Consider the following 14,888-nt stretch of genomic DNA (forward strand, 5'->3'; position numbering starts at 1 on the left):
ATACTCGGTGCCAATCATGACCAGCCTCCCTTCCTCCCCCGCCAGCGTCCGCATCGATGCCTGGCTGTGGGCCGTCCGCGCCTATAAGACGCGTTCTGCCGCCACCGCAGCCTGCCGCGCCGGGCATGTCCGCCTCAACGGCAACCCGTCCAAGGCATCGGCCACCCTGGTAACCGGCGATACGGTCACGGTCCGTATGCCCGGATACGAACGCATCCTCGAGGTGCGGCGGCTCATCGCCAAACGCGTGGGGGCCGAGGCCGCCTCCCACTGCTTTACCGACCACACTCCCCCTCGGCCCGTCCTGCCGGCACTTGGACTTCCGCAGCGGGACCGGGGCGCCGGCCGGCCCACCAAGAAGGACCGCCGGGAGATGGAGCGGCTTCGCGGGCCTGCGTGAAAGACGTGCTGGCGACGTCAGGCGCCTGCCTTGGTGCGTGCCTGTACGAGGTTAGCGAACGGTAAACGGCCGAATTCCTCCACAAAAGCAGCGTGGTAACCCGCTTCTGCGCGGTTCAGCTGGTCCGCCGGAAGTTCCTTCCACGCAATGGCCAGTGACCCGGCGTCGGCGAGTTGCCAAATAAGCCGCCCATCCCAGTGGCCGGGCGGCTTCCCTTGCCCAAAGTCAACGAATTCCTGAATCTGGCGCCGAAGTCCGCGGTTACTTTTGCTTCCGGGGCCGGCCCTTCCCACGTATAGAACAACGGCGGCGTCCACCCACTCGGCGGCTAACGCGGCCGCGGGGAGGGACGGGTCCTTCTTCTTAAAGACGCCTGCGTTGCTTTTCGTGAGCAGGCGGGGCTGGAAGCCGTCCGGGGCAATCACGGCGAAGAGGCCTGTTCCCTGTGGGATCCGCATGGTCTCGAGGTCCCGGATCGGCCGGAAGCCGGCGAAACCTTCGGCCTTCAGGCCTTTCCTGGTGAACTGCATAGTCCATTGAACAGCAGGCCTGGGACCACCGCTGACTTTGCGTTTTCCACATAGGGGTTTTGGGTGGCTGTCGATGTCACACCCTGGTGGAAGACTTTGGTTATGGAGGCGGTTGTGGGGACGGCGGGAGTACTGGAGGCAGAGCCTCGGGGGCTGTTTGCTGCTGGTCTGCCGGAGTCATCACCTCCGTTGTCTGCAGCAGTATCTTCCGCTGCTGATGCGCGTCGGTTCCCGCCTGCTGTTCAACCCGCCGCCCCTTCCATGGGTGATGTCCTGAGCCTGCTGGCCAGCGTCCCGGTCCCTGCTGATGGTGCGGGCATGATTGACCAGCTGCGCGGGTTGGAAGACCTGAAGTGCCTGGCGGGTGCGCGGCAGGCCGAGGTTGCTGTGGCGTTTGATCGTCAGCAGCGCCGGGAGCAGGCTGCCGCCGGGGTACCGGCCGGTGAGCAGGGTGCCGGGGTGGCGGCGCGGATCGCGCTGGCCCGGCGGGAGTCCCCGGCGAAGGGTTCCCGGCTGCTGGGAATGGCCAAAACGCTCACCGGCATGCCGCACACCTCCGCTGCGTTTCAAAGTGGTTTGTTGAATGAGTGGCGGGCCACGCTGGTCGTAAAGGAAACCATTTGCCTCTCCCCCGAGGACCGGGCCGGGGTGGATGAGGAACTCGCCGCCGACACCGGCGCCCTGGATGGCATGGGCGACAAGGCCATCATCGCCGCCGTCCGCGCCGCTGCCTGCCGGCGGGATCCGGCCTCGGTCGCGAGGCGTGCTGCACACGCGGTCACGGAACGCAGCGTGAGCCTGCGCCCGGCCCCGGACACCATGACGTACCTGACCGCCCTGCTCCCCGTCTCACAGGGGGTAGCCGCCTACGCGGCACTGAACCGGGATGCCGACACGCTGCGTTCGGCCGGGGATGAGAGGTCGCGGGGACAGGTCATGGCAGACACCCTCGTCGAGAGGATCACCGGGATCCCTGGCGGGATCAGCGGCGTGGAGGTCCAGCTCGTCATGACCGACCACACCCTCCTCCAAGCCGACCCCGAACCCGCACGGCTCCCCGGGTACGGCACTATCCCCGCGGCATGGGCCCGGACCATCGCCCTCACCGGCGAACCAGCCCCGGGAACACCGGTAACAGTCCCCGGCCCCGGCAACCTTGGTTCTCCGGCCACTGCCGATACTGACGGACACGGCACCGCGGCCGGGACCACCGCCGTTGACGCTGGCGATGCCGCCGCGGACACCGCCACGGATGCCGCGGCCACCCCTGAAGTCGCTGGTGACGCCACCGTGGACGCGTCCGGCCGTCATCACCTGAATCTCTGGATCCGCCGGCTCTACACCGCCCCCGGCAGCGGGGAACTGGTGGCGATGGACTCCAAAGCCCGGCTGTTCCCGGCAGGGCTCAAACGCTTCCTCCAGATCCGGGACGATACGTGCCGGACCCCGTACTGCGACGCCCCGATCAGGCACCACGACCACATCAGGCCTTGGCACAGCGGCGGCCCCACCACCGTCGGCAACGGCCAGGGACTCTGCGAAGCCTGCAACCACGCCAAGGAAACACCTGGCTGGACCGCCAAACCCGTCCCGGGTGCACGCCACACCGTGGCAACCTCCACTCCAACAGGCCACACCTACCACTCCACCGCACCACCACTCCCCGGAACCCCGCCGGCGGGAGCGCAGCCCCGGGGAGGCACTCGGTCATGCAGCTCTCAGGAACGGCGGCTATCCTTGGCGCGTGCCACCCCTTGAGATCCTGATGTCCTCCTGGCAACTCGACTGGGCCGCCGCCGCCTTCGTCGTCGTGGCCGCTGTCTTATACGGGTGGGGAATGCGCTCAGCCGCCCGCCGTGGCCAGGGCTGGCCCGTGTGGCGGGCCGTTGCGTTCTACGTCCTGGGCCTGGGCGCTTTTGTTGTCCTGACCTGTGGGTTCACCGGCGTGTACGGCGCGCAGCAGCGGTGGGCGTTCACCATCAAGATCTCCATGCTGCTCTTTGTTGTTCCACTGTTTATCGGGCTGGGAAAGCCACTCACCCTGGCCAGGACAGCGTTGCCCGCCAAGGGCATAGACACCCTAAACACGGTCCTGGCCAGCCGGCCTGTTAGGTTCGTCAGCAACTCTTTCGGCGCGCCACTGCTGGGGCTGGCGCTCTTTTCCACATTCCTGACACCAGCTTTCTACACGCTCCGGACAGATCCCGTGGCCGGCGGACTCCTCACCCTCGGTGTACCTCTGCTTGGCATGCTGATGGCGCTGCCCATCATCGAGGAGTCCGACTTCCAGCGGTCCAGCGCCTACTTGACCCTGGAATTCATGTTCGTGTTCATCGAACTGTTGATCGATGCGATCCCCGGAATCCTGCTTAGCCTCAACGGCCAGGTGCTTGACCATGTGATGTCAGTCCCCAGCCCGCAGTGGTGGTTCAGGGACGCGTTCCAGGACCAGCAGTTTGCGGGAAATCTGCTGTGGTTCATCTGTGAAGTGTTGGACCTCCCCTTGATCATCCTTATGTTCGTTCGCTTCTCACGAAGCGACAAGCGTGAAGCGGGCGTCTTTGACGAGCTGACCGATGAGCAGCTCAGCGAACTGCACAAGCAGCACCTGCGCGGCCCGCACTAGGTTGGCCTGCTCCAAAAAATTCGGTGTGCCCACCCCTCCCCGGGGAAGCGTAGAGTGACATAGGACGCCTGATTCTGGACGCCTCGCTGCCAAGGAGAAATCGTGACGATTGATTGGGACGAAAAAAAGGCCCTGCTGCAGGAACCGAATATCGCGCAGGTCACCCAACTGTGCGATGAACTGATGGAAAAGAAGCCGGGTTCCACCGTCCCCTACATCGACCCCGTCCACGACGAAGATGAATGCAGGATCATCAGCCTCCAGGCCAGCCCCGGCAAGGGGACGGAATCGGGATTTGTCTCCCATTACAACGATGACGAAGCGGCCCGCCGTGCGACCCAAATCTATGAGCTCGCAGAACTGGACCCCCGCTACGTCATGCCCTGGAACGCCTATCCCTGGGTGCGCGAGAGCGGCAGCCCGTCGGCCCTTAGCGTCCAGGAGAAGACCGACGGCCTCCGCCCATTCCGGCAGTTCCTCAAGATCAACTCCCGCGTTTCGGCCATCATCGCCCACGGTACGGATGCATCCACGTTCCTGACCCTGTTCGAGAAGACCTACCACTCGTCGCTGAAGAACAACGGCATCAAAATCTACAAGGCCACTGCCCTTGGCGGCAGGGCCTTTGCTGTTTCCGAGGCCAAGCAGGAAGAGCTCCTGGCCAAGAACGTGGAGACCTACCGGGACGCGATGCAGCGGGCCGGAATCCAGCACCTCTAACGGATACCACAGCTTTCTTTCAGCCGCACCTGCGCATACTCGTAGGTACACCTGACCGGCGAAAGAACCAGGCTGAACCTTGACGTCCTCCGCAAAGCGCCCAACCGGGGCAGCATCCCCAGCCGGGAGATTCCTGGTGAAGCCCGGCCCCGTCCCCGCTCCGCGGGCTTAAAGTTGGTTCCATGACGGGCTTCATCGACGGACTCCTGAACGTCAGCCCGATCGTGGCGTACATAGCCGTCTTCTGCCTGGTCTTCGCCGAAGACGCCATATTCGTCGGTTTCGTGATCCCAGGTGAGACGGCAGCCGTCCTGGGCGGTGTGGTGGCCAGCCGGGGCGAGGTGCAGCTGGGCATCATGATGGCCCTGGTGGTGTTCGCCGCCATCATCGGCGACAGCGTGGGCTATGAAGTCGGCAAGCACCTGGGAGCCCGGCTCGTGAAGACAAAAGTGCTGGCACGGCACTCCCGCAAGCTGGAAAACGCGCAGGAATTCCTCCGGCGCAAGGGCGGTTCCGCCGTGTTCCTGGGCCGCTTCACCGCTTTCCTGCGCGCCGTCATGCCCGCCCTGGCCGGTACATCCCGGATGCCCTACGGCCGGTTCCTCGCCTACAACGCTGCCGGCGGCATTGTCTGGGGCATCGGCTTCGTCCTGCTGGGCTTCCTCGCAGGCAACTCCTACGAGGCCGTAGCCCAGGCAGTGGGCCGGGACCTCGCCGTCGTCATCGCCGCAGTTGCGGTGGCAGGGCTCATCGCCTGGCACTTTCGCTCACGACGGCGGCAGCAGCGGCGGCGCGCAGCGAACCAGCGGCAGGACTAGGGAGAGTTTGACACCCACTGTGACCAGTGCCATATTTAAGGCGTGAACCTGTCAGACAGCCGGACAGCAGGACAGCCTGTAGTCCGCCCCCTTGCCCGGCTGAGCGCTGCCGAGGCGGTGTTCAACACCATCCGCCAGGACATCGAGTCCGGCGCGCTTCCGGTGGGGAGCAAACTGAGCTCGGAAGCCACCCTCGCACAGGTGTATGGAGTCAGCCGCTCGGTGATTCGGGAAGCCCTCCGATCCTGCACCGCCCTGGGGCTGACGGTAACCAGGACCGGCAAGGGCACGTTCGTCGTCGCCAGCAAGGTGGCCAATGACCTCACCCTGGGGCAGTACTCGGCACGCGACCTGACGGAAGCACGCCCGCACATCGAAGTCCCGGCCGCTGGACTGGCGGCTGAACGGCGCACTGCGGAGGAACTGGAAATCCTGCGGGGGATCGTCGCCGCCATGGCCGTGGAAACCGATCCGGAGTCCTGGGTGGCCCTGGACTCCAGCTTCCACGCCACCATCGCCCGCGCCAGCGGCAACAAAGTGTTTGCCAGCGTCGTGGCAGACATCCGGGATGCCTTGGCGCACCAGTCCGAGACACTGAACATGGTGGCGGACCGCCAGCACGCCTCCGACATTGAGCACCAGCAAATCCTTGCCGCGATCGAGTCCGGCTCCGCGGAAAAGGCCCGCGCTGCGATGGCGCACCATCTGGACGCCGTGGGCGTGGCCCTCGACTCCATCCTCAATAACTAGCCAGCTTCAACCGACCCTTCCAAGGACCCCATGCCCTCCCCCGTCTTTTCTGCTGCCCATACTGCTGCCCCGGCCGAGTTGGCCCTGCCGCAGCACACCCCGTTGGTCGCCACCGTGCGCGACGGCCTGGTGGAGAGCGTCCACTACGGCTCCGCAATCGCCCTGGGTGCCGACGGTTCAGTGGCGGCAACTGCGGGTGATCCCTTGGCCCCCTTCTACCCGCGCTCCGCACTCAAGCCCCTCCAGGCGGTTGCCATGGTCCGCGCCGGCCTTGAACTCCCGGCCGACCTCCTGGCCCTGGCCGCCGCCAGCCATTCCGGTGCGGCTGCACACCGGGACGGCGCTTTGCGCATCCTCGAACTGCACGGGCTGGCCCCGACCGACCTGGAAAACAGCACGGACCTGCCCTACGGCACGGCGGAGCGCGAGGACTGGCTCCGCACCGGGGGCAGCGCCACGCAGATCACCCAGAACTGCTCGGGCAAGCACGCCGCCATGGTGGCCACCTGCAAGATCAACGGCTGGCCCGTGCGGGGGTACCTTGACCCGTCGCACCCGCTGCAGCAGCTCGTGGCGGAAACGGTCCTCGACCTGACCGGCGAGGAGCCCTCAGCTGTAAGCACCGACGGCTGCGGCACCCCGCTGTTCGCCCTGACGCTGGGCGGCATGGCCCGAGCCTTCGGCCGGATCGCCCGGGCGGCCGCGGCCTCCTTGGACGGAAACGACGACGACGGCAGCCCGGCGGCCGCCGTCGGGCTCGCCATGCAGCGGCACCCGGAGATGGTGGCCGGGGAAGGCCGCGATGTCACCGCCCTGATGCGCCTGGTCCCCGGCGCCGTAGCCAAGGACGGCTTTGAAGGCGTGCAGCTGGTGGGCCTGCCCGACGGCAGCGCCGTCGCCGTAAAGATTTCCGACGGCGGCGACCGCGCCCGGATGCCCGCCACCGTCAGCCTCCTGGAAGCGCTGGGAATGGATACCGAGCCTCTTGCCGGGATCGCCACGGCCCCTGTCCTGGGCGGCGGCCACCCTGTGGGCCAGCTCCTGGCCACCGACTTCCTGAACCCTGCTTTCCTGAACACCAACCAGTCCACGCCCGACAACGAAGCCCTGTGAGGACAACCATGACCATCACCGAAACCGCGGCGGAAGCCACCTCCGCCCCAGCCAGGTCGGAGCACGACCTGCTCGGCGACCGGGACGTCCCAGCCGACGCGTACTGGGGCGTGCACACGCTTCGCGCCGTGGAAAACTTCCCCATCACCGGCCAGAAGCTGTCATCCAACATGCACTTGGTCCGCGGCCTTGCGGCGGTGAAGCTGGCCGCCGCCCGCACCAACCGTGAGCTCGGCCTGCTGGACGCCGAACGCGCCGACGCCATCGGGCAGGCGTGCCAGGACGTCCTGGACGGCAAACTTGCCGACCAGTTCGTGGTGGACGTTGTGCAGGGCGGTGCGGGGACGTCGTCGAACATGAACGCCAACGAGGTCATCGCCAACCGCGCCCTGGAAATCCTGGGCCACCCCAAGGGTGACTACGCGCGGCTGCACCCTAACGACCACGTCAACCTCAGCCAGTCCACCAACGATGTGTACCCCACGGCCGTCAAGCTGGGCACCATCTTCGCCGGCCGGGAACTGCTGGCGGCACTCGAAGAACTCGAGGAAGCCTGCGCCGCCAAGGCCATGGAGTTCCGCACCGTGGTGAAGATGGGCCGCACCCAGCTGCAGGACGCCGTCCCCATGACCCTGGGCCAGGAATTCGGAACCTACGCCATCACCATCGGTGAGGACCGGCTGCGCCTGGCGGAGGCCGAGCTGCTGATCCACGAGATCAACCTCGGAGCTACCGCCATCGGCACCGGCCTGAACGCCCCCGCCGGTTACGCCGCAACAGCCTGCCGTCATCTGGCCGAGATCACCGGACTCCCGCTGGTGACCGCCGTCGACCTGATTGAAGCCACCCAGGACGTGGGCGCCTTCGTGCACCTGTCCGGCGTGCTCAAGCGGGTGGCGGTCAAGCTGTCCAAAATCTGCAACGACCTCCGTCTGCTCTCCTCAGGCCCGCGCGCCGGCTTCGGCGAGATCAACCTGCCGGCGGTGCAGTCCGGGTCCTCGATCATGCCCGGCAAGATCAACCCGGTCATCCCGGAAGTGGTCTCGCAGGTGGCCTACGAGGTGATCGGCAACGACGTCACCATCACCATGGCCGCCGAAGCCGGGCAACTGCAGCTCAACGCCTTCGAACCGATCATTGTCCACAGCCTCCACAAGAGCATTTCCCACCTGGAAGCAGCCTGCCGCACCCTTACGGCCCGCTGCATCCGGGGTATCACCGCCAACACCGATCACCTGCGCCGCACCGTGGAGCAGTCCATCGGCCTGGTCACCGCATTGAATCCCCACCTCGGCTACGCCACTGCAACCGCCATCGCGCAGGAAGCACTTGCCACCGGCAAGGGCGTGGCGGAACTGGTCCTGGAACACGGGCTCCTCACCGACGCCCAGCTCCAGGAACTCCTCAGCCCCGAACGCCTGGCCAACCTCAGCAAGTAATCCGTCTTGTAAGGACACCCCCATGACAAACACCCCCCTTCCAGACCACCTGATCGATGGTGGGCACGCGCATGCCACCGAGACCTCCCTGCACGCGGAGGACAAGGGTTACCACAAGAACCTGAAGCCGCGGCAGATCCAGATGATCGCGATCGGCGGTGCGATCGGTACCGGCCTGTTTCTGGGCGCCGGCGGCCGGCTGAACGCTGCAGGCCCGTCCCTGGTCATCGCCTACGCGGTGTGCGGGTTCTTCGCGTTCCTGATCCTGCGCGCCCTGGGCGAACTGGTCCTGCACCGCCCTTCGTCGGGTTCGTTCGTTTCCTACGCCCGCGAATTCTTCGGTGAAAAGGCCGCGTTCGTTTCCGGCTGGTTCTACTGGATCAACTGGGCCACCACCACCATCGTGGACATCACCGCCGCCGCCCTCTACATGCACTTCTTCGGCAACTACATCCCCTGGATGGCCGACGTCCCCCAGTGGGCCTGGGCACTGACCGCCCTGATCGTGGTCCTGGCCCTGAACCTGGTCTCCGTGAAGGTCTTCGGCGAAATGGAATTCTGGTTCGCCCTGATCAAGGTCGCCGCCCTGGTCGCCTTCCTCATCATCGGCACCTACTTCGTCATCTTCGGCACCCCCGTGGACGGACAACAGGTCGGCATCAACCTGCTGTCCGATAACGGCGGGATCTTCCCCAACGGCCTGCTGCCCATGATCATCCTCATGCAGGGCGTCCTGTTCGCCTACGCCTCGATCGAACTGGTGGGCACCGCCGCCGGCGAAACCGAAAACCCGGAAAAGATCATGCCCAAGGCCATCAACTCCGTGGTCTTCCGCATCGCCGTGTTCTACGTCGGCTCCGTAATCCTGCTGGCCCTGCTGCTGCCGTTCACGTCCTACCAAAAGGGCGTCAGCCCCTTCGTGACCTTCTTCGGCTCCATCGGCGTCCAGGGCGTGGATGTCATCATGAACCTCGTGGTCCTCACCGCCGCCCTGTCCTCGCTGAACGCAGGGCTCTACTCCACCGGCCGGATCCTGCGCTCGATGTCCGTCAACGGCTCGGCCCCCAAGTTCGCCTCCCGCATGAACAAAGCCGGCGTCCCCTACGGCGGCATCGCCATCACCGCCGTCGTCTCCCTTCTCGGCGTGCCGCTGAACTACCTCGTCCCCGCCGAAGCCTTCGAGATCGTCCTGAACATCGCCTCCGTGGGCATCATCATGACCTGGGCCACCATCGTGCTCTGCCAGATCCAGCTCAAACGCTGGGCGGACAAGGGCTGGGTGGAACGCCCCTCGTTCCGGATGTTCGGCGCCCCCTACACGGGCTACCTTTCACTGCTCTTCCTGGTCGGCGTCCTGATCATGGTCTTCATCGACTCACCGCTCACCATGCTCGTCACCGCGATCGCCTCCATCCTCATGGTCATCGGCTGGTACGCCTGCCGCACGCGCATCCGCGAGATCGCCGAAACCCGCGAAGGCTTCACGGGAATGTCCCCCGTGGTCGCCAACGCCCCGGCTGACACCTTCAAGAAGTAACCGCGCTTTAAACATCCGACGGCGGCACCTGGGTTCTGGAATTCGCAGAATCCAAGTGCCGCCGTCGGGGTTTAACGGTGGCTGCTGCCCGTCACTTGGACGGTTTGACCACCATGGCTGATCCGCCGCCGCGCCTGACCGGCTCCGCGGCCGCCAGGACGCGACCGTCATCAAGGAACTCGATGGCGGTGGCTGCGCCAATCTCAGAGGCCGACGTGAACGAGTCACCCGACGGTGTCAGCTTGTGGCCGAAGCGGGATGTCAGGGCCGCGCCGTACTTGTCGATAAAGGCCGGCTCGGCAGTGACGCTGGCCGTATTCCGCTGGGACGCACGGGGTGCAGCAATGGCATCAGGGGTGCTCATGCCCAGGTCGATCCGGTTGACGATGGTCTGCAGGACGGTGGTGATGATGGTGGAACCGCCCGGGGAACCCAGGGCCAGGAACGGCTTGCCATCCTCCAGGAGGATGGTTGGCGACATGGACGAACGCGGCCGCTTGCCCGGCTCGATCCGGTTGGGGTCGGTGGCGCTGTAGACCGTGGAGAAGTCGGTGAGCTCGTTGTTGAGCAGGAAGCCACGGCCGGGGACAACCATGCCCGAGCCGCCGGTCTGCTCAATGGTCAGCGTGTACTCCACCACGTTGCCCCACTTGTCCGAGACAGTCATGTTGGTGGTGGAGATGTTCTCGGTGTCCTTCTCATCGGCGGGCGCCGCCGGTGCCGCCGGGCAGGTGCCGTCGTACGAGGTGACGTCGCCGGGCTGCACGGGCTTGGTTGCCGCCTTGTTGGGGTCGAGTTCGCAGGCGCGTTCCTTGCCGAAGATGGGGTCAGTCAGGGCTTTGGTCGGCACCTTCACAAATGCGGGGTCTCCTACGTACTTTCCGCGGTCCGCGAACGCCAGGGCGCTGGCCTCGAGGTAGTGGTGCAGCACAGCAGGCTGGTCCTTCTTCAGCGCCGGAAGGTTGAACACATCCAGGATGTTCAAGGACTCACCAACGGTGGTGCCGCCGCTGCTGGAGGGGGCCATGCCGTAGACGTCATAGCCGCGGTAGTTCACGTGCGTTGGATCCTGGTCCAGGGCTTCGTAGTCGGCCAGGTCCTCCGCCGTCATGGAACCCACCGGGACGGGGAGGGTGGTGTCCGGGGACTTGGGCGGATTCTGCACCGTCTTGGCGATCTCCTCCGCCAACGGGCCGGTGTAGAAGGCACTCATGCCATCCTTGGCCAGCATGCGGTAGGTGGCGGCGAGGTCGTGGTTCTTGAAGATTGAGCCAACCTCGGGCAGCTTGCCGCCCTGCAGGTACAGGTCCTTGGTGGAGGTGAAGGCCGCAAACCGTGCCTGGTTGTCCTGGGTCTGGTTACGGAAGGTCTCATCCACCACGAAACCACGGTCTGCAACCTTGATGGCAGGCTTCAGGGCGTCGCCCAGGCTGAGTGTGCCCCAGCGTTCCAGCGCCCGTTCCCAGGTGGCCGGCGTGCCGGGAACGCCTACCGAGACGCCGCTGGTGACCAGTTCAGGAGTGAAACGGTAAGGCTTGCCCGTAGCTGGATCGATGAACGCATCCTGCTTGATCCCGGCCGGTGCCGTTTCCCGCCCGTCGATGGTTCTGACTTTCCCGGACTTCGCATCGTAATAGACAAAGTAGCCGCCCCCGCCGATCCCGGCACTGTACGGTTCAGTGACGCCAAGGGTGGCTGCCGCGGCGACGGCGGCGTCCACCGCGTTTCCACCCTTGCTGAGGACTTCGATGGCCGCCGCTGAAGCGTCGGGGTCCACCGTACTGACGGCCCCACCGTAGCCGGTGGCCGTGGGATTCTTGTCGGTTTGCCGGGGGTCGGCAGACGCGGGGCTGATGGCCCCGGTGTTGACGCTCATTGCCAGCGCGGCAGTAACAGCCGCGAGCCGGCGTCCGAGATGTGGCATGGTGGCTCCTACATGGGGTTCGAGTGGTGTGGGCCACGCTACTCTTCGGGTAGGACACTCTCAACGACTCCGGATGGGACGGACACGATGGCAGGATCCAAACTCGCAGTGGTGGGCGCGGGCAGCGTCGGCACCTCGCTGGCGTACGCCGCCCTGATCCGCGGCTCCGCCAGCAACATCGCGCTGTTCGATGTCAACGCGCCAAAGGCGGAGGCGGAAGCCCTGGACCTGGCGCACGGCAGCCAGTTCGCCGCAGCCTCGGCAACCGTCACCGGAGGCGGGGATATCGGCGTGACGGAAGGCGCCGACGTCGTGGTGATCACGGCGGGTGCCAAGCAGAATCCGGGCCAAAGCCGCCTGGACCTGGCCGGCACCAACGTGCGGATCCTGGAGCAGCTGATGCCGCTGCTGCTTGAGCGCGCGCCGGACGCCGTCTATGTCCTGGTCACCAACCCCTGTGACGTGCTGACGGTGGCCGCCCAGCGGATTTCCGGGCTGCCGGCGCAGCGGATCTTCTCCTCCGGGACGGTGCTGGACACGTCCAGGCTGCGCTGGCTGCTGGCCCGGCGGGCGGGCGTTTCCGTCACCAGCGTCCACGCCAGCATGGTGGGCGAGCACGGCGACACCGAATTCCCGCTGTGGTCCGGCGCCACCATCGGGCCGGTCCCGATCCGGGACTGGACGGACGACGGCGAGCGTATCTTCACGCCCGACTACCTCGCCGCCACCGCCAAGGAGGTGGTCCAGGCGGCCTACAAGGTGATCGCCGGCAAGGGCGCCACGAACTACGCCATCGGCCTGTCCGGCGCCCGAATCGTGGAGGCGCTGCTGCGCGACGACAACGCCGTCCTGCCGGTCTCCACCGTACTGTCGGGGCTGCACGGGATCTCCGGGGTGGCACTGTCCCTGCCCAGCGTGGTGGGCCGGGGCGGGGTGCACCGCGTCCTGGAAACACCCATGGACGACGGCGAGCTGGCGGCTTTGCGGCATTCCGCGGACACCCTGCGCAACACCATGGACGCCTTGGGAATCTGACCACCGCGCCCGGTCACCTATGCTCAGCTAAGGCGGCAACGCAGGCTCAACGACGAACCAAACAGGAGCAACGCATGACCAACTGGCGCATCAGGGATTTCCATTCGGCTGACCTGGACGGGATTTTGCACCTCTGGGAGACGCTCAAGGCCCACAATGTGGAGCCTGTCTACGCCCTGTCAGAGGTCCTCGCGTCCTGCGAAAAGGACCACGCCGTGGTGGCGGTGCAGGGCGAGCAGGTGGTGGGTGCCGCCGTCGGGCGCGCCGCGCACGACCAGGGCTGGATCGTCTTCCTCGCCACCCTGCCGGAGTACCGTGGCAGGGGCATCGGCACCTCGCTGCTTGCCGCCGTCGAGAACCGCATGGCCCCGCACGGCCTGAACAAACTGTCGGCCCTTATGCCGGAATCCGAAACCCGGGTGGAGGCCTTCCTGGGGCGCGGCTTCGCGCTCAAGAAGAACCTGCGCTACTTCGAGCGCACCATCCCGGTCCAGCGGCAGGAGCTCGGCGCCCTGGGCCAGCTGGGCGGCCGCGTCCTGGCCCGCGACCTGTGGGAGAACGTGGCGGGCATGCGCAAGGAGAAGGAACTGCTGGAACGGCGCCTGGTGCTGCCGCTCGCCGAGGCGGACCTGGCGGATGAATTCGGCGTGGTGCCGCCGCGCGCCGTCGTCCTCTTTGGCCCGCCCGGTACCGGCAAGACCACCTTCGCCAAGGCCATCGCGTCCCGTTTGGAGTGGCCGTTCGTGGAGGTGTTCCCCTCCCGCCTGGCCGGCGATCCCCAGGGCCTGGCCGGTGCCCTCCGCGAGACCTTCCTGGAGATCGCGGAGCTGGAGCACGCCGTGGTGTTCATCGACGAGGTGGAGGAGATCGCGTCCCAGCGCGCGGGCGATCCGCCGTCGCCGCTGCAGGGCGTCACGAATGAACTGCTGAAGATCATCCCCGCGTTCCGTGAACAGCCGGGCCGGCTCCTGGTCTGCGCCACCAACTTCATCCGCGCCCTGGACTCGGCCTTCCTGCGCCACGGCCGGTTCGATTACGTCATCCCCATCGGGCTGCCGGACCGGCAGGCGCGGGAAGCGATGTGGCAGCGGTTCATCCCTGCGGCGGTGGTGGACGGCGTGGACGTGGAACTGCTCGTGGAGAAGACCCAAGGCTTCTCCCCGGCTGACATCGAGTACGCAGCCCGGAGCGCCTCCCAGCGGGCGCTGGAAAAAGCAGTGTACGACGACGGCGGGCTGGCCTCCGGAGGCGGGGTTTCCGTCCGCGAGGCGGTCCGGAAGGGCCCCTCCACCCAGGACTACCTCGACGCCATCGGCGACACGCGCACCACGGTCAGTCCCGAAGTGCAGGCGGACTTCCTGGAGGACATCGAGGCGTTGGGCCGGGTCTAGCTCCCGGGAGCGTCGTCGTATCGGAGGTTTTCGTAGTCGGTGTCATCCGCCTCGTCCAACTCTGCGTCGAACTCCTCCAGCAGCCAAGGGTTGACGCGGGCCAGGATTTTGCGGATCTCCTCCGCTTCAACGGCCGCGTAAAGCACCGGCCGGGCGTCCCGGTATTTGGTAACAGGCGGCTTATCGGGCCATTTTTCGGCAAGGGCACGGACGCGTTCGGGCAGTGAGTTGTGCGCGTTGTCGGCGATTTTGACCAGGGCGGCGTCATGGTCCTGGGCTATCTCATGGATACCGGCGAGGTAGTCATCGGGGTTGCTGTGCAGCCGATTGGTGACGCGTTCAATGATGTCGACCGCGCGCTCGGAAACCCCCATTTCAAGCAGAGCCTGCCGGGTCATGGGGGTGTCTTCGGCAATGTCATGAAGATAGCCGGCGATCCGGACGTCGTCGTCGAAGTCTGCCAGCGCATCCCCCACAGCCAGCACGTGGTCTTTGTAAGGCCGCTTGAGCTTGTCCTTCTGGCGGTTGTGCGCCACCTCGGCAAGGACACGGGCCGTCTCGGGAGTGAAACTGCTGGCAGAGCGCTGATCAGTGGGTTCCGGCAT

14 protein-coding genes are annotated in these 14,888 nt (G+C 66.1%); 11 read left to right on the forward strand and 3 right to left on the reverse strand.

All coding sequences use genetic code 11. The features are described from left to right. Positions 1 to 16 precede the first annotated feature (16 nt). Positions 17 to 400, forward strand: a complete 384-nt coding sequence (locus LFT44_RS19785) for an RNA-binding S4 domain-containing protein (RefSeq protein ID WP_236800214.1) — start codon at positions 17 to 19, stop codon at positions 398 to 400. Positions 401 to 417: 17 nt separating this feature from the next. Here LFT44_RS19785 and LFT44_RS19790 read toward each other — a convergent pair whose 3' ends face one another. Continuing rightward, the gene (locus LFT44_RS19790; RefSeq protein ID WP_236800215.1) at positions 418 to 930 is read right to left on the reverse strand and encodes a hypothetical protein; all 513 of its coding nucleotides are present in this window, start codon (positions 928 to 930) and stop codon (positions 418 to 420) included. Between the two features lie 261 nt (positions 931 to 1,191). Between LFT44_RS19790 and LFT44_RS19795 the strand changes: the two genes are divergently transcribed. The 8 genes from LFT44_RS19795 (at position 1,192) to LFT44_RS19830 (ending at position 9,933) form a co-directional block, all read left to right on the forward strand. Continuing rightward, positions 1,192 to 2,688, forward strand: a complete 1,497-nt coding sequence (locus LFT44_RS19795) for an HNH endonuclease (protein ID WP_236800216.1) — start codon at positions 1,192 to 1,194, stop codon at positions 2,686 to 2,688. Next, positions 2,675 to 3,556 carry a cytochrome c oxidase assembly protein gene (locus LFT44_RS19800; RefSeq protein ID WP_236800217.1) on the forward strand — a complete coding sequence of 294 codons (882 nt, stop codon included), beginning with the start codon at positions 2,675 to 2,677 and terminating at the stop codon, positions 3,554 to 3,556. Before LFT44_RS19795 ends, LFT44_RS19800 begins: the two co-directional genes overlap by 14 nt. 102 nt (positions 3,557 to 3,658) lie before the next feature. Then, positions 3,659 to 4,276 (forward strand): uracil-DNA glycosylase, encoded by a 618-nt coding sequence (locus LFT44_RS19805; protein WP_236800218.1) that lies wholly within the window; start codon positions 3,659 to 3,661, stop codon positions 4,274 to 4,276. A gap of 182 nt (positions 4,277 to 4,458) precedes the next feature. After that, on the forward strand, positions 4,459 to 5,094 hold the full coding sequence (locus LFT44_RS19810) for a DedA family protein (RefSeq protein ID WP_236800219.1): 636 nt from the start codon (positions 4,459 to 4,461) through the stop codon (positions 5,092 to 5,094). A gap of 42 nt (positions 5,095 to 5,136) precedes the next feature. Then, positions 5,137 to 5,844: a FadR/GntR family transcriptional regulator gene (locus LFT44_RS19815; protein WP_236800220.1), complete on the forward strand. Its 708-nt coding sequence runs from the start codon at positions 5,137 to 5,139 to the stop codon at positions 5,842 to 5,844. 30 nt (positions 5,845 to 5,874) lie between these two features. Next, positions 5,875 to 6,957, forward strand: coding sequence for an asparaginase (locus LFT44_RS19820; RefSeq protein WP_236800221.1), 1,083 nt, complete (start codon positions 5,875 to 5,877; stop codon positions 6,955 to 6,957). A gap of 8 nt (positions 6,958 to 6,965) precedes the next feature. Further along, on the forward strand, positions 6,966 to 8,396 hold the full coding sequence (locus LFT44_RS19825; RefSeq protein WP_236800222.1) for an aspartate ammonia-lyase: 1,431 nt from the start codon (positions 6,966 to 6,968) through the stop codon (positions 8,394 to 8,396). Positions 8,397 to 8,418: 22 nt separating this feature from the next. After that, positions 8,419 to 9,933: an amino acid permease gene (locus LFT44_RS19830; protein WP_236800223.1), complete on the forward strand. Its 1,515-nt coding sequence runs from the start codon at positions 8,419 to 8,421 to the stop codon at positions 9,931 to 9,933. Positions 9,934 to 10,024: 91 nt separating this feature from the next. Here LFT44_RS19830 and ggt read toward each other — a convergent pair whose 3' ends face one another. Further along, positions 10,025 to 11,857, reverse strand: coding sequence for a gamma-glutamyltransferase (gene ggt, locus LFT44_RS19835; protein WP_236800224.1), 1,833 nt, complete (start codon positions 11,855 to 11,857; stop codon positions 10,025 to 10,027). Positions 11,858 to 11,944: 87 nt separating this feature from the next. Here ggt and LFT44_RS19840 point away from each other — a divergent pair, with 87 nt between their 5' ends. Both LFT44_RS19840 and LFT44_RS19845 read left to right on the forward strand, forming a co-directional pair. Then, complete coding sequence (locus tag LFT44_RS19840) at positions 11,945 to 12,892, forward strand: L-lactate dehydrogenase (RefSeq protein ID WP_236800225.1); 948 nt, start codon at positions 11,945 to 11,947, stop codon at positions 12,890 to 12,892. Positions 12,893 to 12,966: 74 nt separating this feature from the next. Further along, positions 12,967 to 14,283 (forward strand): ATP-binding protein, encoded by a 1,317-nt coding sequence (locus LFT44_RS19845; protein ID WP_236800226.1) that lies wholly within the window; start codon positions 12,967 to 12,969, stop codon positions 14,281 to 14,283. Here the strand turns inward: LFT44_RS19845 and LFT44_RS19850 are convergent. Beyond that, positions 14,280 to 14,888 (reverse strand): HD domain-containing protein, encoded by a 609-nt coding sequence (locus tag LFT44_RS19850; RefSeq protein ID WP_236800227.1) that lies wholly within the window; start codon positions 14,886 to 14,888, stop codon positions 14,280 to 14,282. The two genes, LFT44_RS19845 and LFT44_RS19850, sit on opposite strands and share 4 nt — an antisense overlap.

Origin of the sequence: Arthrobacter sp. FW306-05-C, assembly GCF_021801725.1 — a bacterium.
In the GTDB taxonomy this organism is placed as follows: Bacteria; Actinomycetota; Actinomycetes; order Actinomycetales; family Micrococcaceae; genus Arthrobacter.